The following is an 18,689-nucleotide window of genomic DNA, read 5'->3' on the forward strand; positions in this document are numbered from 1 at the left end:
TAATTTTTTTGACTAGCTTAACGAATTTCAACGTTAAATTCTTCTTTCAGTTTGGCAACTACCTTGTTAAAATCTTTGGTTACTTCTTCGTCAAGAAGTGTCTTTTCTTTATTTTGATAAGTCAACTTATAGGCCAATGATTTATAATCAGCTGCGATATGCTTACCTTCATATACGTCAAATAACTCAACTTTGGCTAAATCTTTACCACTAGTTTTCTTAATAGCGTTGATAATTGCATCATTTTCAACGGTTTTAGCAACAGCTAACGCTACGTCACGTGTAATGGCAGGGTATTTTGAAACTGGTGTATAAATTTCACTTTGTTTTGGCATCTCAACTATTTTTTGTAAATCCAATTCAAAAACATAGGTCCGGTCAATGTGATATTCCTTAGCAACCGTTGGATGAACCTCACCAACAAAGCCGAGATATTTGTCTTCAACATAAATATCTGCTGTTCTTCCCGGATGCATTTCTTGATGTTCTGTTGTTTGTACAAAGCGAATCCCAGTTGTGATTCCCAATGAATAAAGCATATGTTCAACGATCCCTTTGGTCAAGAAGAAGTCAACTGGGATCTTCGCATCATGCCAAGTTGCCGTCTCAAAAAGCCCTGTCAATGCTCCCGCGATATGCTCTACTTCTGTCGGGCGACTGATTCCTTCTTCACGATAAAAAACGCGACCTTGTTCATAAAGAGCAACATCATTAACTTTACGCGCTACATTGTAAGCAACATCATCTAACAATCCGCTGATCAAATTCATTCGTACTGTTGTTCGGTCTGAGCTCATCGGGAAACTTAACTGTGTTATTTCTGAAGGCTGCATAAGAAAAGACTTAGCTTTAGCAGCTGTTGTTAATCCATATGAAACTGCCTGGGTAAGCCCGGCAGCTTCCATAATCTGACGTGTCTCACGAATCATTTTTTGGACATGGGTATAATGCCCTGGTACCAGTTCACCTGTTGGCAATGTTGCTGGTAAATTATCATAACCGTAAATTCGAGCGACTTCTTCAATTAGATCTGCTGCAATGCTAATATCCCAACGACGTGGTGAAATCGAGACTGTAAATAAGTCCTGATCAACCTTCACTCCAAAGCCAAGACGTCTGAAGATATCTTCAACATCTTCTGAAGTTAACTTGGTTCCTAAGACCTTATTAATTTTTGTAAGTGTAATTTTAACCTCAACAGAGGCAATATTTTCAAGTGCTCCCTGTGCAATACCTGCTGTAATTTCACCCTCACCTAGATCTGCAATCAGCTGTGCTGCCGCATCAAGAGCTTCTGCAACCGTCTGGCGATTGATTCCGCGCTCAAATCGCATGGAAGCTTCACTGTGTAAATTATATTTTCGTGCTGTTTTACGCACTAAGGATGGGTTAAAAACTGCTGCTTCAAGAGCTACAGTCGTTGTTTTCTCGTCAATCGCCGTATCTTGTCCACCCATTGTCCCTGCTAACGCTATTGGTCCCTTTTCATCAGCAATTACAATATCAGCCGCACTTAATTCCCGCTTTTGTTCATCGATCGTCGTTAGCTGTTCACCCGCTTTAGCAAGACGAACAGTTATTTGTTTACCACTGATTTTATCATAATCGAAAGAATGTAATGGTTGTCCATAGTCCATCAAAATATAGTTTGTCACATCAACAACGTTATTGATTGGACGAACACCGGCGTTCCATAACCGCTTCTGCAACCACATCGGACTCTCTTTAATCGTGACATTCTTTATAACTCGCATTAAGTATGTTGAAGCAAGATCTGAATCAGCGGTAACTTCAACGTAGTCAGCTGTTTTTTCAGCCGCTGTTTCCTTAATTGCTGGAGTTGGCAGTGAGACTTTCTTATCATAAATAGCCGCTAGTTCATACGCTGTTCCACGCATGCTTAACATGTCAGCCCGGTTGGGTGTTACATCCAAATCAATAATATCTTCATCCATCCCTAGGTATGGATAAACTGGTTTTCCAGGCTCTGCCTCAGCTGGCAGCACATAAATTCCTTCAACAAATTCCTTAGGAACGACACTCTCAGAAAAACCGATCTCCTGTAAGGCACAAATCATCCCTTCAGAAACCTCACCACGCATCTTTCCCCGTTTTATTTTGACATTATCTGCAATCCGGGAGTTTGGTAATGCAACGATCACCTTTTGGTGTGCTGCAATATTAGGCGCTCCACAAACGATCTGTAATGGCTCTTCTGCTCCAACATTAACCTGGCAAACATGTAAGTGATCTGAATTTGGGTGATTTTTAACTTCTAATGTTTCTCCAACAACGATCTTCTTCAAGCCCTTTTCTAAGCGGTAAGCATCGTCAACTTCAACCGCTGTTCGTTCAATTTTTTCAGCCAGAACCTGGGGCTCAACATCTATATTGACATAGTCACTTAACCATTTCGTTGAAATTTTCATATTTAATCTATCCTACCCTCTCTGCGAAAATTGTTTTAAGAAACGAACATCATTCAAGTAAAATTCTCGAATATCATCAACACCGTACTTCAGCATTGCAAAACGGTCTGGTCCGAGTCCAAAGGCAAAGCCGCCGTAAACGTCAGCATCAATCCCCGATATCTTAAGAACATTGGGATGGACCATCCCAGCACCTAAAACTTCGATCCAACCTGTATCTTTACATACTGAACAGCCGTTACCATTACACTTAAAACAAGAAACATCAACTTCAACAGAAGGTTCTGTAAATGGAAAATAACTTGGACGTAAACGAATTTCACGTTCTTCACCAAAAATAGTCCGTGCAATGAGCTGCAGTGTTCCCTTTAGATCAGCCATTGTAATATGTTTATCCAGCACTAAGCCTTCGATTTGATGGAACTGGTGTGAATGTGTCGCATCATCTGTATCACGACGATATACTTTCCCAGGGGAGATCATTTTTAACGGCCCTTTAGAGAAATCATGTTTCTCCATTGTTCGTGCTTGTACTGGTGAGGTTTGTGTTCTCATCAGCAAGTTATTATCAGTTAAATAAAAGGTATCCTGCATATCACGTGCTGGATGATCTTTTGGTAAGTTCATCATTTCAAAATTATAATGATCTTCTTCAATCTCGGGTCCATCAACAACTTGGTAGCCCATTCCTAAAAAGAGTTTTTCAATCTGGTCAATAACCTGCATAATAATATGCGGTTGACCAGCTTTAACTGGTACACCTGGCAAAGTAACGTCAATTTTTTCTTCTTCTAGACGTTTAGCCGTCTTGAGTGCTTCAATCCGGTCTTTTCTTTCTGTAATTGCATTAGTTAGCTCATCACGAACTTTATTAGCAAAGCTACCGACATTAGGTCGTTCTTCCTTTGGTAAATCGCGCATTCCGCGTAGGACTTCTGTAATTGGTCCTTTTTTGCCTAAGAGGTTGACACGAATATCGTTGATCTTTTTCAAGTCTTCTGCACTACTAATTTCTTCAAGTGCTTTCTGTTGTAATTCCATTAACTTATCTTTTAATCCCAAAGTATTTCTCCCCTTTATTTCAAAACAATTATTGCCCTTTAATTTTTTATAAGAACACAAAAAGACCCCATCCCTTAAAAAGGGACGAGGTCTCGCGGTACCACCCTTGTTCCAATATCCTTAATTACTTAAACATATTGACACTTAACATGCTAACGACTATGAAACAGCCGGCACACTATTCATCTTGCGAATCCCAGTGGCAACTCAGGAAGTGAACTTCAGGAGATATTCGTAGGACACTTGCAGCAGATATGTCCTTCTCTGGATACTTAAATATCAACCATACTTTTTTCCGTCTTCGTCTTTTACTAGTTCATTATTCTAAACTTGAATCACACATTCGTCAAGCGCATTTAGCAATCTTTATCGTACCATCTTTTAGACCAGCTATGCAGTTTATGCATGATATCTTTTAGATCCTGCCCACTCTCTGTTAAACAATAGCACGACCGACAACTGTCTTCTAATGATTTTTTCTGGATCAGTCCTGCCTCTTCTAACTCTTTTAAACGTTCAACCAAGACACGGTCACTGCACTTTTGAACTTTACTTGCAATATCCTTAAAGCGCTGGGGGCCTTCTGTTAATAAAACATCAATGATAAGTCCGTTCCACTTCCGACCTAAAATACTGAATGTCTTTTCAAAAAAAGGGCACTGCTCATAGCTACTGATCACTTTAACCATCAAATCACCTCCACTGTAAAGCATTGTCTTAAATTAATTACAATGCAAAAAAAGATCCACAACACGTAATATGCAGATCTTCCTTTAGGTACTACTACTTGATAAGACCAAAACCGTGCTTAACTCGAGTCTCATAACGTTCAAGTAATGGAACACCAACTTCAGATGTAGCTTCATATTTATCGACAAAAGTTACAATGTATCCTTCTAAGTAACGTGGTGGCATTAAAGTTGCTCCCCACATATGCTTGATAATAATATCTTTTTCCAATTTTGATAAGGTTGTTATCTTTTCTGCATTCCGAACTGCGATTCGAGGATGAATCCATGCATGTGTTCCAGAATTGAACTTGGTCGTTCGCCAGTCATAGTAAAACAAATCATGCAGTAACCCAGCCCGTGCAGTAGCTCTCGCATTTAAATGCATCTTCTTAGCGATACGGTAGCTATCATATGACACTGAAATCGAATGTTCCAATCGATTAGAGAAATAATGCTGTTTAAATTCTGCTAACTTTTGAACTTCCGGTTTCTCAAGCAAATCCCCAACGTAATCCATATATTCAGAGTCATCACGCCATTCATTTGTTTTCATGCAATTCCCCTTTTTAATATTATATATATATAATAACTGATTTTAATTAATTTGCAATCTAAAAGGACTAAGATCCCCTATATTTAGATAAACTTAAATAATTACGCTTTTAACTGAAACATCAAGATTCCAGCTGCCACTGCAACATTCAATGATTCAGCGTGTCCAATTATTGGAATATACAAATTAGCCGTTGTCCTCTTTAGAATCTGCTGGCTCATTCCGTTGCCCTCATTCCCCATAATAAGAGCGAAATTCTGGTGTTTTCCCAGCTTATTGTATGGTCTAGCCGCCGGATTTAATTCTGTCCCATAAACAGGTACCTGCTGAGCAGAAAACTTTTGAACCCATTCATCTAGTGGGCCTGCTAATAAACTAATATGAAATTGGCTTCCTTGCATCGCCCTGACAACTTTTGGCTGATAGATGTCAGCTGTGCCATCGCCAAAAATCACTCCCGTAAATCCGGCTGCATCAGCAGTCCTAACCATCGTCCCAATGTTACCTGGATCTTGAACTGCATCCAACATGAGCCATGCCCCTTGAAGTGGTGGTTGTGCTGCTGGCTCAAGAGCGACAACTGCAAAAACACCTTGTGGACTAGGAGTTTCACTTAATACTTTAGCGACTTCATCCGAAATTGAGATAATTTCATGCTGGTCCTTATTTAGGCTTGTTAGCTCATCAAGATATTTAAAGTCACTTGTTACCAACAATTCTTTAATGATAATACTCTTTGCTAATGCTTCCTTGACTAAGTGCCAACCGTCTAAAAGGTAAGCTTTTTGCTTTTGCCTTCCTTTTTTTGTAGCTAGCTTTTTCCATTCTTTAACTTGTTTGTTTTGCGGTGATTGAATTACCTTCATTATTTTTCCTCTCACATCTTCAGCTTAAAGTGTAAGTATAGCATCTTAGACTGTTCTTCGTTTATACTGAATATATAATAAGTTAGTTTAAAGTACAAGTCAGAAAGGAGATTACTATGCAGGCAGTCAAAATGCGTGTTTACGGACGTGTCCAAGGTGTTGGCTTCAGATACTGTACTAAAATAGTTGCGGATCAACTCAAGATTAGCGGTATTGTTAGCAATCAAGATGATGGATCAGTTTATATTGAAGCTCAAGGTGAATCTACCATTCTAGAAAAATTTATTAATAATATCAAAGCTTCACCTACCCCCAGCGGCAAAGTTGAAAAACTTATCGTTACTAAAATTCCACCGCGTGATTATTCTTCATTTCAGGTCACTTATTAAAAACATTTTTTAATACTTTTAATACTTTTTCTTAAGAAATTACATCTATACTGATCAATTCGCACAGTTGATTGAAAAAGAAAGGGTAATACAGTATAGTTATACACGTAGTTTATTTGAAAGGGTATGAACAATGAAAAAACTAAAACATTTAAGCTTGATCCCAGCTGTTTTGACTATTACATTATTTCTTAGCGGCTGTGTCCAGCGAACAAAGAGTGGTAAACCTTACGGCTTGATTTACGATCACTTAGCTATTCCTGGACAGCATGTACTAATATGGCTGTCAAACCATCTAGGTGGAAGCTATGGTTGGGCAATTATCGTCATCACATTTATTGTCAGAATGGCCTTATTGCCGGTCATGCTTAAGCAATCCAAGAACGCAACTATTCAGCAAGAAAAGATGGCCTCTGTTAAACCACAACTCGCCTCTGTCCAAAAACGGCAAAAGGAAGCTCGAACTCAAGAAGAAAAGGCAACTGCCAGTCAAGAGTTGATGCAAGTTTACCGTGATAACGGTATTTCGATGACTGGTGGGATTGGATGTCTTCCTATTCTAATTCAGATGCCGATCTTTGCAGCTTTATATGCAGCTATCCAATATTCGCCTGAACTTTCACGTTCTTACTTTATGGGAATTAATTTAGGTAAAACTAGTTTTGTATTCACTGTCCTTTCCTTCATCGTTTATGCACTCCAAGGTTATCTTTCAACCATTGGGATACCGAAAGAACAGAAAAAACAAATGCAGTCTATGATGTTGATCAGTCCCATTATGATTACTTTCATGACAATTATTTCTCCAGCAGGTCTAGGACTTTACTTCTTCATTGGTGGTATTTTTGCATGTATCCAAACTGTCCTGATCAATATGATGCGTCCAAAGATTCGTGCCGAGATTCAAGAACAAATGAAAAAGAATGGTTCCAAGAAACCGTCTGTTGTAACTAACACGGTTACTACCAAACCTAAAACCATTACAACTAAGACTCCCCCTGCTCCAAGTAACCTTCACACTACAAATCGTAAACGTAATGCAGGCAAGCAAAAGAAACACCGTTGATCATAATAGTCTTTAAAAAACTTAATTTATATTACTAACTACTTAGCCAGCTAGAATTAACAAACTTAACTCTAACTGGTTTTTTTCTGTTTTCTAAATGCTGCTTTCCTCGTCTTCGTAAGTGTGAAGATACCATAAATTAAAAAGGCTTAGATCAAGTGTTACTTTGATCTAAGCTTTTTTAAAATACTAGCTGACTGTTATAATGACCTTTGATTTACCAAACGATTAACTTTTTTCTAGCTCACTTTGGTTTGTTGAATCTTTTTCTTCAAAATCCGTTTGAACAAGTGGCAATGAGATTCTGAAAACTGATCCCTGCTTAAGTACACTTTCAACTGTTAGTTTACCATGATAACCTTCAATCAAGCGTTGGGCAATCGATAACCCCAAACCGTTTCCGCCTTTATCACGACTGCGGGCTTTATCTACCCGATAAAAGCGGTTAAAGACACGTTCGATATTTTTTTGTGAGATTCCTTCACCAAAGTCTTGAACTGCAATATCAACATACCTAGCATTCTTTGCAACTGATAAATGAATCTCCTTCCGCCCTAACGAATACTTAACCGCATTATCCATTAAAATAATCAATACCTGTTCTAGATGGTTCCGATACATTTGAACATCAGTATGTTCATTCAAATCATCATCCAGTACAAAAACAAAGTCTGGTTTAATCATTTTAAAGTTATTAAATACTTGTAAAGCCACTTCACGGACATCCGTGATCTCCTTGCCAAAGTGAATTTCAACCTGTTCAGCACGGGATAAATCAAGCATTTCCTGTACTAGACTTTTCATCCTGTTAATCTCTTGTAATGAAGCTGCAATTGATTCTGCCAAGACTTCCGGATCGTCTTTTCCCCACCGATTCAGTAGCTCTAAGTGTCCTTGGATAATCGCTACTGGCGTCCGTAATTCGTGCGAAACATCTTCTACAAATTGCTGTTGCTGTTCGATATAACGTTGCATTTGATCAAGCATATCATTAAAAAGTGTTCCCAAATTTGAAAGCTCATCATTTTGCCGCATCGCGGGAACTCTGATGTTGGCAACCGGATCACCATCTTCTGCCCCATTAATTCGATCAATTGTTTTATTGATGTCATCTATAGGCCGCAACAACCATAACGATAAAATATAGCCAAGTAAAGAACTGATTAAAACAGCTGTTATTCCAAAAACTAAAAAAATCAACAGAAGTTTGTTCCGTGTTGCATCATATTCGACTAACCGGTTGGTAACTTGGATATAACCTAAAAGCCGGTGTTCTCGTTTAGTATAGATCGGACTTCGTCTAACGTAAATATTAGTTCCTTTGACCTCTTGTGTCTTTTCAGACGCCCCTGTTTGTTCAAACCTAATTGGAACTCGACGTGAAGCAAACAGCCTTTTTCCGCTCAGATTATAGACACTAACACCAATATTCTTCCGTGACAAAGTAACAAAAAGCGAGTCCGAGTACAAGTTAAAAGGGCGCTCTTCTCTATCCCCAACGGAGTTAAAATCGGAACTAAGTAATGGACCAACCCGCTTAGTCGTAAGTTCATCATCTTCGCGACTTAAACGCCCAGAAACAACTGCAATTGCATCAGTAACATATTGTTTTTCCTGACGTAGTAATATATTCGAAAAACTCTGATATAATAACGCAGCAAAAATAGCAAATATCAATAAGACACCTATTCCAGTTCCGATTGACCACTTCATTCGCAAAGAAAAACGATAACTGCGTTTTTTATTCTTTATTTTCTTTTTTTTTCTATTGATCACGAACGCATCACATACCCAGTTCCACGAACAGTTTGAATGTAGCTTTCTTCATCTGGACGATCAATCTTGTTTCTAAGATACCTAATATAAACATCAACTACGTTAGTTTCAATTTGTGATTCATATCCCCAAACCTTTTTTAAAAGGACATCCCGCGCTAAAACAATATTGACATTCTCCATTAACGCCAGTAATAGTTCGTACTCGCGTTTAGTTAATTCAATGATCTCGTCCCCACGACGAACAACCCGGTTCTCTTTTTCAATGGTTAGATCGCGGTACGTAACCTTCGTTTGTTTTGAAGCATTTTGTTCGCTCTCAATATCAATCCGCCGCAAAAGTGCACGTAAACGTGCTAATAACTCCTCGATCGCAAATGGTTTAACAATATAATCATCCGCCCCATGATCAAGCCCAGAAACACGGTCTATCACTGAGTCACGTGCGGTCATCATAATAATCGGAGTATTCTTTGTCTGCCGAATACGACGACAAACCTCAAGTCCATTTAAGACTGGCAGCATCAAATCTAACAAGATAGCATCCCAATCATTTTCTAAGGCTGCTTCAAGACCTGTCCGCCCATTATAATGGACCTGCGTCTCATACCCTTCATGTTGTAATTCAAGCTCAACAAAGCGAGCAAGATTTTTTTCATCTTCAATTATTAAAATTCGACTCATTGTGTACACTCCTATAACTTTCCATTTATTTAAAAAAATATTCACACTAGTACTAACTAGGGTTAATTTAACATAAAAGATAAAATTAGTCGCTACCTTAGCTGTAAGCTTCTTATACTTTCTCTACTTAAACTAAACCTTAAAAAAAACAATGAATCCTTTTGATCCATTGCTCTTTCACTTAAATAGATACGTAAAAGACTAACCAACTTGCACACTAGCCTGTAACTTGTTCAAACATTACTTTAACTGCTAAGACTACCAAATTATTTATTCTTCATGATACCACTCATAGTGATAAATCCCTGCTTTATCAGTACGTTCATACGTATGTGCTCCAAAATAATCTCTTTGAGCCTGAATTATATTGGCAGGTAAAACTTCAGACCGGTATTGGTCAAAATATGTGATTGCAGATGTAAACCCTGGGACTGCAACTCCAGCTTTAATTGCAAGAGCAGCTACATCACGAACAGCTACTTGGTACTTATCTGTAATCTCCTTAAAGTATGGATCCAACATCAGATTACTTAACTTATTGTCGTTATTAAAGGCATCCGTGATTTTTTGTAAGAATTGTGCTCTGATAATACAGCCCTCACGCCAAATCATCGCTAGATCACCATATTTTAAGTCCCAGTTATAATGTTCAGATGCAACCCGAAGTTGTTCAAAGCCTTGTGCATAGCTCATAATCTTACTGAAATATAAGGCCTGTCTTATTTTTTCAATAAATTCTTTTTTGTCAATCTTCAGATTAGTGTTATCTGGTCCAGACAATACTTTGTGAGCCTCCACACGCTCATCTTTCAAAGCTGAAATGTAACGAGCATACACAGATTCAGTTATTAATGACTGCGGAACACCTAATTCAAGAGCACTTTGTGAACTCCACTTACCCGTTCCTTTATTACCGGCACGATCAAGGATAACATCAATAATAGGTTTACCTGTTCCCTCATCATCTTTACGTGTAAGAATATCTGCTGTGATCGACATCAAGTAACTGTCTAATTCACCCTTATCCCAGTCCTTGAAAATGGCTGCGATTTCTTCAACTTCTAAGTGTAAAACATTCCGTAATAAATTATAGCTTTCAGCGATTAATTCCATATCACCATATTCGATCCCATTATGAACCATCTTAACGTAATGGCCCGCACCATCAGGACCAATATAAGTAACACATGGTGCTCCATCAGTTGCTTTAGCTGAAATCTTTTCCAAAATAGGTGCAACTAAATCATAAGCAGCTTTTTGCCCACCAGGCATCAACGATGGACCTTCAAGCGCACCCTTCTCACCACCGGAGACACCCATCCCAATAAAGTTGATTCCAGATTGATCAAGTTCAGCATTACGACGGACAGTATCTTCAAAAAAGGTATTTCCACCATCAATCAGAACATCACCTTTAGTTAAATGAGGAAGTAATTGCTTGATCATTCCATCAGTTGGTGCTCCAGCCTTAACCATTATAATAATTCGTCGAGGAGTATCTAAAGAATTTACAAACTCTTCAATTGAATAACTCGGAACCAGATGTTTTTCAGGATGATCAGCGACCACCTTTTCTGTTTTTGAACCTGTTCTATTATATAAAGCAACAGTGTAACCACGACTTTCAATATTAAGAGCAAGATTCTTACCCATAACTGCCATACCGATTACACCTATTTGCGGCTTATCCATGATCAAACCTCCTACATTATTCACTTACTTTCTAATGTTACCAAAAACAAGACTAAAATTAAAGCGGCATTCTTAAAATTAACCTACTAAAGCAGTAAATCTTAATGCTACTTTGATAAATTTAATATATCCCTTGAGTATCCGCTTACTATGAGACAACCATAACATAAAAATAGAGATCATAACAAAATAATTCTGTTACAATCCCTGAAAAATTTAAAATATTTATGAAGCTTTTTTATCGTCTGCAACTAATTTAGGTAGGTGTTTACCATCGACACTCTTCTTATCGACAATAACTTTTTTAATGTCATCACGACTAGGAATTTCATACATAATATCTCGCATCGTATTCTCAATAATTGAGCGTAACCCACGGGCACCAGTATTACGTTCAATTGCTAAACGTGCTACCTCTTTTAAGGCGCTAGGCTCAAACTTCAAGCCCACCTCGTCTAGTTTTAATAATTTAGCATATTGTTTAACTAAAGCGTTCTTAGGTTCAGTTAAAATACGAACTAAATCATCCTCACGTAACTTCTCAAGTGCTGTCAGAATTGGCAATCTTCCAATAAATTCAGGAATTAAACCAAACTTCAAGAGATCCTCAGGTATAATCTGTTGCATCAAACTTCTACTTTCATCGTAAGACTGTTTCGTGTCAACACCAAAACCAATGGCTTTATCACCTAAACGATTTTTAACCATAGTCTCAATTCCATCGAAAGCTCCGCCCACAATAAACAAAATATTCGTTGTATCGATCTGAATCAATTCCTGTTGTGGATGCTTGCGTCCACCTTGTGGCGGAACACTAGCGACAGTTCCTTCTAAAATCTTCAGCAACGCCTGTTGGACGCCTTCACCTGAAACATCACGCGTGATAGAAACATTTTCACTCTTTTTAGCGATTTTATCAATTTCATCAATATAAATAATTCCACGTTCAGCACGGTCAACATCAAAATCAGCATTTTGCAATAATTTTAAGAGGATGTTTTCAACATCTTCACCCACATAACCTGCTTCTGTTAGGGTAGTGGCATCAGCAATTGCAAAAGGGACGCGTAGAATCTTGGCTAGGCTCTGTGCCAGAAATGTTTTACCTGAACCTGTTGGTCCTACCAAACAAATATTACTCTTTTGCAGTTCAGTATCATCATTAGTGTCCTCTAGTGCCGCATTAACACGTTTGTAATGATTATATACAGCAACAGCTAACGTTTTTTTAGCTTGTTCTTGACCAATAACATACTGGTTTAAAATCTTAACTATTTCACGTGGTTTCGGAACATTTGATAATTCTTCGGTAGCTTGTGCCTTAAACTCGTCATCAATTATTTCTTTACACAAATCAATACACTCGTTGCAGATATACACTCCGGGACCCGCAACAATCTTTTTAACTTGGTCTTGGGACTTACCACAAAATGAACATACGACCGGTCCATTCTTATCCGTATTTTCAAACATTTTTATCCCCCTTACCACCTTTATCCCTACATTTTAACAAACTAATATTCTAAACGCTACTAGTTAGTTCGCAGTTGATTGTTAAGTCATTGTGCACTAATTAAATTATCTTTATTAGCATTAAACAAAGAATCACGTTGGCTATAAAAAGTCCAACGTGATCAGCTATTTATAAACTTAATTAGCTATTTATTTATCTGTTGTCTTTTTTTCGCGAGTCTGCTTTGCAGAATCAGCTATTTCATCAACAACCTTACGGATAGCAATATCATGCTTCAACATGTCATTACTTAAGGCTGAACTAACAGCTTTAGGCTCCATATTATACTGTTCAGCTAATTTCTTGATTTCAGCTTTGATATCGTCGTCAGTAACATCAACATCTTCACTTGCAACAATTGCTTCTAATACCAAGTTCGTTTTAACACGTTTCTCAGCATCTTTTTCAAATTGCTTATGCAAATCAGCTTCAGTTGTTCCTGTTAATTTATAATATGTTTCTGCGTTAATACCTTGTTGTTGCATTCCAGCCAAGTATTGATCGATTTGACGATGAATATCATCTTCCAGCATTGCTGAAGGAATCTCATCAATTTTAGCATTAGCAACTGCTAAATCAATGGCTTCATCTTGGATTGCTGCTTTAGCGTCAGCAACCTTTTTCTCTTTGAGCTCATCTTTGATCTTTGCTTTTAATTCCTCAAGGGTATCTACTTCTTCATCAATATCCTTAGCAAAATCGTCATCTAATTCTGGAAGTTGTTTTTCTTTTACTTCATGAATCGTAACATCAAAAACGGCTTCCTTACTTCTTAGATCTTCTGCTTGGTAATCATCTGGGAAAGTAACTTTAACGGCTACTTTTTCACCAGCTTTATGACCAACGAGTTGTTCTTCGAAACCTGGGATGAAAGAATTTGAACCTAATTCAAGGGAATGGTTCTCAGCTTTCCCGCCTTCAAACGGTTCACCATCAATTTTACCTTCAAAATCAATAATAACTGTATCACCCTTTGCAGCTGCTTCATCTTCTTTTAAGACTAATTCAGCCTGTTCCTGACGTTTCTTTTCAAGTTCAGCCTCAATATCAGCTACAAGAACACGTGTAGGATGTGGTGTTACTTCAAGATTCTTGTATTCTCCAAGTTCAACTTCAGGTTCAACTGTTACTTCTGCAAACAGAACCCAGTTTTTACCTTTTTCCAAGCTTTCAACATCAACTTTTGGTTGGTCAACTGGCTTGATTTTTGCCTCCTTAACAGCTGCTGAATAAGCATCCGGAAGTAAAATGTTTAATGCATCTTGATAAAGTGATTCTTCCCCATACATTTTGTTAAAAATTTGACGAGGTACTTTACCTTTTCTGAATCCTGGAACATTTAAATTTTTCTTAACACGTTTAAAAGCGGCGTCTAAGCCCTCTTTTACTTTATCAGGTGTAATTTCAAAGGTTAATTTACCAGTGTTTGCACCTTGTTTTTCCCATTTTGTAGACATTATTTTCCCTCCGAGCGAAAAAATTTGTACAATTTATTTACTAATTGCATACTAAGTTAGTTTACCGTAGTTGAAGCAAATTGTAAATAAATCTTGCTAAAAAAAGCAAAAACCGCTTAATTTAACTAAAAGAACATCTCTTTAACGAAAAAACTAGGTCAAAAATTAAATTTCGATCTAGTCTTCTCATTTGTTCATATAATTATAACTTAAAAATACACTACTTTTTCCTTCAACTTACTCATTATTAATAAATTTACACTAAGCAAATACGGATTATATTTAGACTGATTAACTATTTAATCTTTACTAAAAAGATCTTTTATTTTCCCTACAAAAAAAGCTCGGAAAAATCCGAACTTTTTAGGCTTAATCTCTTATTAGTCGTCAATCTCTGAAACGACACCAGCACCAACTGTACGGCCACCTTCACGAACAGTGAATTTAAGACCCTTTTCGATAGCAACTGGAGCGATCAATTCAACTGTAAATGTTACGTTATCACCAGGCATAACCATTTCTACGCCATCAGGCAATTCGATAACACCAGTAACATCCGTTGTATGGAAGTAGAATTGAGGACGGTAGTTTGAGAAGAATGGAGTATGACGTCCACCTTCTTCTTTAGTCAAGATATAAACTTCACCCTTGAACTTCTTGTGTGTCTGGATTGAACCAGGTGCAGCAAGAACTTGTCCACGTTCAACTTGTTCACGGTTAACACCACGTAATAACGCACCAACGTTATCTCCAGCTTCACCAAGGTCAAGTGTCTTACGGAACATTTCCAAACCAGTAATTGTTGTCTTCAAGACATCGTCTCTTAAACCAACAACTTCGATTTCATCACCGACTTTAACTGTCCCACGATCGATACGACCAGAAGCAACAGTTCCACGACCTGTAATTGTGAAGACATCTTCAACAGGCATTAAGAATGGTTTGTCAGTTGGACGTTCTGGAGTTGGGATATATTCATCAACTGTATCCATTAATTCTTGAATTTTAGCTTCTGCATCTGCATCGCCTTCAAGGGCTTTCAAAGCAGAACCACGGATAACTGGAATATCATCACCAGGGAAATCGTATTCGCTTAATAATTCGCGAACTTCCATCTCAACTAAGTCTAATAATTCTTCATCGTCAACTAAATCACACTTGTTTAAGAATACAACAATATATTCAACACCAACCTGGCGTGCAAGTAAGATATGTTCACGTGTTTGTGGCATAGGACCATCAGTTGCAGCAACAACTAAGATAGCACCATCCATTTGAGCAGCACCAGTAATCATGTTTTTAACGTAATCAGCATGTCCTGGGGCATCAATATGTGCGTAATGACGTTTTTCTGTCTCATATTCAACGTGAGCAGTGTTAATCGTGATACCACGTTCACGTTCTTCTGGGGCAGCATCGATTGCAGCATAATCTTCAGCCTTTGCTAAGCCCTTTGCTGCCAAAACCTTTGTAATTGCAGCTGTTAAAGTTGTTTTCCCATGATCGACATGGCCGATTGTACCAATATTTACATGGGGTTTTGTTCTTTCATAATGTTCTTTTGCCATTAATACGAACCTCCTGTATTTTTGCAAGAAAAATCCGCAACAGAAACAATTGCCGATAATCCTTTAACTTTTATTATACTACTTCTACACGAAAATACCAAGTCTTAGTTATCCCGTAAAGAAGAATCCTTAAGCTATTATATAGACCCTAGAACTATTTGTAAACAGTTAAGTCTGAAAAAAACAAATTGTTTTCAAAATGCTTGTATATTATATTTGCCAAGCTAAAAGTTCTTTTCTAAGAAGCCCGAGCCAGTTTTGGATCTGCATAGAAAATCCAGTTACCTGCTTCTCACATAAAAGTACTTGTAACCATAACTCAGAAGGCTGAACTATTTTTTTTTCGTACGGGTAGAGGATAATTAATTGCAATTTAACTTCATTCCACTGCTTATCTCGTAACACAAGATTATCAGATTGCTGTAGTTTGTCTTTAAAATATGCATACACAGCTGTTTCCTCTAGCGCATGCAGTCTAGCCGGTATTACAACGTGTTTTTGCCCATCAAGAGAAGAAAAGGAAATTTCTTGTGAAATATTCAATATCCTCAAATCATCCAAAATATTTGACTTAATCAAAGGGTGAATATCCGGATCATTAAGCAGATATTCTCCCACTTGAATGAAAAGACTACTGGGGAGAAAATAAGCCTTTTGAAATAACGACCTCTGCTCATACACCGCTCCTTGACCACAATGCATAATTTCTTTACGCATCTTAGCAAGCTTTTGTGTATTAGCTTTTGTATAACGTTCTTCCTCTTCAGTAAGTAACTCCACAAAATTAGTGCGCTCCTTATCACTTAGATAAGCATCAATTGAACATAAGAGCTTCTTCAAATAGATAAAACGTCTTGCGCCAGTATTAAATAAAATATATTTTTTGAAATACTCATTATTCTTAAGATATTCAATTAAATATTCTTCAGCTAACTCAGCAGCATCTTTAAAAGCCCCAGATCTAGCCAAAGATGTTGCTAGTAAGAAGTTAAGGCGGAAAGTTTTCTTGTTGAGATAACATTGTGTCAACAGCTGGTTTGCTTCTTCATATGCACCTTTTTCTAACGCTGCCATCCCCTGTTCAAACAATAATGTATCATCATCTGCCACGATTTGCCTCCTTAATAAAAAAGGCTGGGATAAGAATACTTATCCTAAGCCTTAGTTTTTTCTTTACTAATAGATACTTTACCTCTTAATCAGCCATTGGTTTCTTTTTATGTTTATTAAAATGTCGATGCTGATTTATCTCCATAATTACCGGTAGAATTACAGGATGGCGTTTAGTATGTTCATACAAGAAATGGTTTAATTGTTCTCTAACATCTTGTTTTAGATGTCCCCAATCAAATTCTTTATTGTCAAGATTTTGCTGAACAGTCTTTGAAACAAGTTCTGCACTTTCCGCCATCAAATCACGGCTGGTTTTAACATAAACAAACCCGCGTGAAGTTAATTTAGGTTCTTCCACAATCTTTTTCTTACGTCTATCGATAGTGATAACCGCAATAAAGACACCATCTTCAGATAAAATCTTACGATCACGCAAAACAATATTACCAATATCGCCTACGCCGCTTCCATCGATTAAAGTATTACCCGCCTCAACTGATGAAGCTAACAATAATTTATCCCGATCATATTCCAAAATATCACCCTTAGAAGTGATAAAAATATGGTCTTTTGGAATTCCTAATTCGCGTGCCCATTCTGCATTAGCAGCTAGCAAACGGTATTCACCCTGCACTGGAATAACATACCGCGGCTTTAATAGATTCATCATCAACTGTAAGTCATTACGGCTAGCATGGCCCGAAGAATTAAGCTCATCTGAAATAGCCTTAACATCTGCACCCGCACGGTAAATCATATCACGTGTTTTAGCAACCGTGGTTTCCATTGCATGTGAAGGTGTTGTTGTGATAAAAACTAAATCACCTTCATGCAGACTAACCTCATGGTGCTTCTTAGTAGCCATTTTCTTCAAGGACTTCAAAGGCTCTCCAGAACGTCCAGTTTCTAAAATCACTAATTCTTTATCTGTATAATTATCAATCTCTTTGATTGGAATCAGCAAATCCTCGGTTGGTAAATGAAGTTTCCCTAATTCAAGGGCTGTATCAACGATTTCTTCAATATCATGACCTGTCAATGCTACTTTGCGACCGTTTTTTGCTGCAGCGTCAAAAATCTGCTGGATTCGTAAAATGTTAGAAGCCACACACGCAACAATAATTCGTCCATCACGATATTCGAAGTTATCATTGATAAATTCAAAAATTTTACTTTCATTTACTGTTTCATTTGGATTTTCTGCATTAGCTGAATCACTCATTAAAGCTAATACTCCCCGACTGCCGATTTCTGTCAACCGCGCTAAATCAGTTTGGTAGCCTTGCGCAGCCGTCTGATCAAACTTAAAATCACCCGTATAGACAATACTGCCACTATCCGTTTTAACAACGATTCCAATTGATTCAGGAATCGAATGAGTTGTTTTAAAAAATGAAACTGTCGCTGCATTAAAATCAATCTCAGTCTGATCATTAATAACATGAAAATCATTAAACTTAGCAACTTTAGCGTCATTATGCACACTAATTTTGGCTAAAGCAATCGTCATTTCCGTTCCAAAAACAGGTACATCAAACTCACTTAGAAAATAAGGCAATGCTCCAATCGCATCTGCGTGTCCATGAGTTAAAAAGACCCCTACAATTTTGTCAGCATTCTCTCGTAAATATCCAAAATCAGGAATAACTGTATCAATTCCCAGTAGTTCATTTTCTGGATACTTTAAACCACAATCTAACACATAAATTTCATCATTCACCTCAATGACGTACATATTTTTAGCATTTTCACGTACACCACTCAGAGGAATGATTTTTATTTTACTCATTC

15 protein-coding genes and 1 other annotated feature are annotated in these 18,689 nt (G+C 37.6%); of the genes, 2 read left to right on the forward strand and 13 right to left on the reverse strand.

Annotation, left to right across the window (positions count from 1 at the left end; all coding sequences use genetic code 11):
• Window positions 1-17 precede the first annotated feature (17 nt).
• The 5 genes from pheT to FC81_RS07035 form a co-directional block, all read right to left on the reverse strand.
• Window positions 18-2,429, reverse strand: coding sequence for a phenylalanine--tRNA ligase subunit beta (pheT, locus tag FC81_RS07015; RefSeq protein WP_057744809.1), 2,412 nt, complete (start codon window positions 2,427-2,429; stop codon window positions 18-20).
• A gap of 12 nt (window positions 2,430-2,441) precedes the next feature.
• On the reverse strand, window positions 2,442-3,491 hold the full coding sequence (gene pheS / locus FC81_RS07020; protein ID WP_057744812.1) for a phenylalanine--tRNA ligase subunit alpha: 1,050 nt from the start codon (window positions 3,489-3,491) through the stop codon (window positions 2,442-2,444).
• Between the two features lie 77 nt (window positions 3,492-3,568).
• Window positions 3,569-3,802: a binding site (T-box leader), on the reverse strand.
• Window positions 3,803-3,847: 45 nt separating this feature from the next.
• Window positions 3,848-4,180: a winged helix-turn-helix transcriptional regulator gene (locus FC81_RS07025; protein WP_057744816.1), complete on the reverse strand. Its 333-nt coding sequence runs from the start codon at window positions 4,178-4,180 to the stop codon at window positions 3,848-3,850.
• A gap of 94 nt (window positions 4,181-4,274) precedes the next feature.
• Window positions 4,275-4,775, reverse strand: coding sequence for an HD domain-containing protein (locus FC81_RS07030; RefSeq protein WP_057744819.1), 501 nt, complete (start codon window positions 4,773-4,775; stop codon window positions 4,275-4,277).
• A 101-nt stretch (window positions 4,776-4,876) separates the two neighbouring features.
• Window positions 4,877-5,641, reverse strand: coding sequence for a TrmH family RNA methyltransferase (locus FC81_RS07035; protein ID WP_057744822.1), 765 nt, complete (start codon window positions 5,639-5,641; stop codon window positions 4,877-4,879).
• A 116-nt stretch (window positions 5,642-5,757) separates the two neighbouring features.
• On the opposite strand from FC81_RS07035, the gene FC81_RS07040 reads away from it, so the two are divergent.
• The gene (locus tag FC81_RS07040; protein ID WP_057744825.1) at window positions 5,758-6,030 is read left to right on the forward strand and encodes an acylphosphatase; all 273 of its coding nucleotides are present in this window, start codon (window positions 5,758-5,760) and stop codon (window positions 6,028-6,030) included.
• Window positions 6,031-6,163: 133 nt separating this feature from the next.
• On the forward strand, window positions 6,164-7,096 hold the full coding sequence (yidC, locus tag FC81_RS07045) for a membrane protein insertase YidC (RefSeq protein WP_057744828.1): 933 nt from the start codon (window positions 6,164-6,166) through the stop codon (window positions 7,094-7,096).
• Between the two features lie 228 nt (window positions 7,097-7,324).
• Here yidC and FC81_RS07050 read toward each other — a convergent pair whose 3' ends face one another.
• The 8 genes from FC81_RS07050 to FC81_RS07085 form a co-directional block, all read right to left on the reverse strand.
• Window positions 7,325-8,809: a HAMP domain-containing sensor histidine kinase gene (locus FC81_RS07050; protein WP_057745079.1), complete on the reverse strand. Its 1,485-nt coding sequence runs from the start codon at window positions 8,807-8,809 to the stop codon at window positions 7,325-7,327.
• A gap of 59 nt (window positions 8,810-8,868) precedes the next feature.
• On the reverse strand, window positions 8,869-9,555 hold the full coding sequence (locus FC81_RS07055; protein WP_057744831.1) for a response regulator transcription factor: 687 nt from the start codon (window positions 9,553-9,555) through the stop codon (window positions 8,869-8,871).
• A gap of 270 nt (window positions 9,556-9,825) precedes the next feature.
• Window positions 9,826-11,247, reverse strand: coding sequence for an NADP-dependent phosphogluconate dehydrogenase (gene gndA / locus FC81_RS07060; protein ID WP_057744834.1), 1,422 nt, complete (start codon window positions 11,245-11,247; stop codon window positions 9,826-9,828).
• 225 nt (window positions 11,248-11,472) lie between these two features.
• Window positions 11,473-12,720: an ATP-dependent Clp protease ATP-binding subunit ClpX gene (gene clpX / locus FC81_RS07065; RefSeq protein ID WP_057744837.1), complete on the reverse strand. Its 1,248-nt coding sequence runs from the start codon at window positions 12,718-12,720 to the stop codon at window positions 11,473-11,475.
• A 189-nt stretch (window positions 12,721-12,909) separates the two neighbouring features.
• Window positions 12,910-14,217 carry a trigger factor gene (gene tig, locus FC81_RS07070; protein ID WP_057744840.1) on the reverse strand — a complete coding sequence of 436 codons (1,308 nt, stop codon included), beginning with the start codon at window positions 14,215-14,217 and terminating at the stop codon, window positions 12,910-12,912.
• A 380-nt stretch (window positions 14,218-14,597) separates the two neighbouring features.
• The gene (tuf, locus tag FC81_RS07075; protein WP_057744843.1) at window positions 14,598-15,785 is read right to left on the reverse strand and encodes an elongation factor Tu; all 1,188 of its coding nucleotides are present in this window, start codon (window positions 15,783-15,785) and stop codon (window positions 14,598-14,600) included.
• Window positions 15,786-15,995: 210 nt separating this feature from the next.
• A complete protein-coding gene (locus FC81_RS07080; RefSeq protein ID WP_057744846.1) occupies window positions 15,996-16,895 on the reverse strand; it encodes a hypothetical protein in 900 nt (299 codons plus the stop codon).
• A gap of 85 nt (window positions 16,896-16,980) precedes the next feature.
• Window positions 16,981-18,687, reverse strand: a complete 1,707-nt coding sequence (locus FC81_RS07085; RefSeq protein ID WP_057744848.1) for a ribonuclease J — start codon at window positions 18,685-18,687, stop codon at window positions 16,981-16,983.
• Window positions 18,688-18,689 lie beyond the last annotated feature (2 nt).

It is taken from the genome of Liquorilactobacillus capillatus DSM 19910, from assembly GCF_001434915.1.
In the GTDB taxonomy this organism is placed as follows: Bacteria; Bacillota; Bacilli; order Lactobacillales; family Lactobacillaceae; genus Liquorilactobacillus; species Liquorilactobacillus capillatus.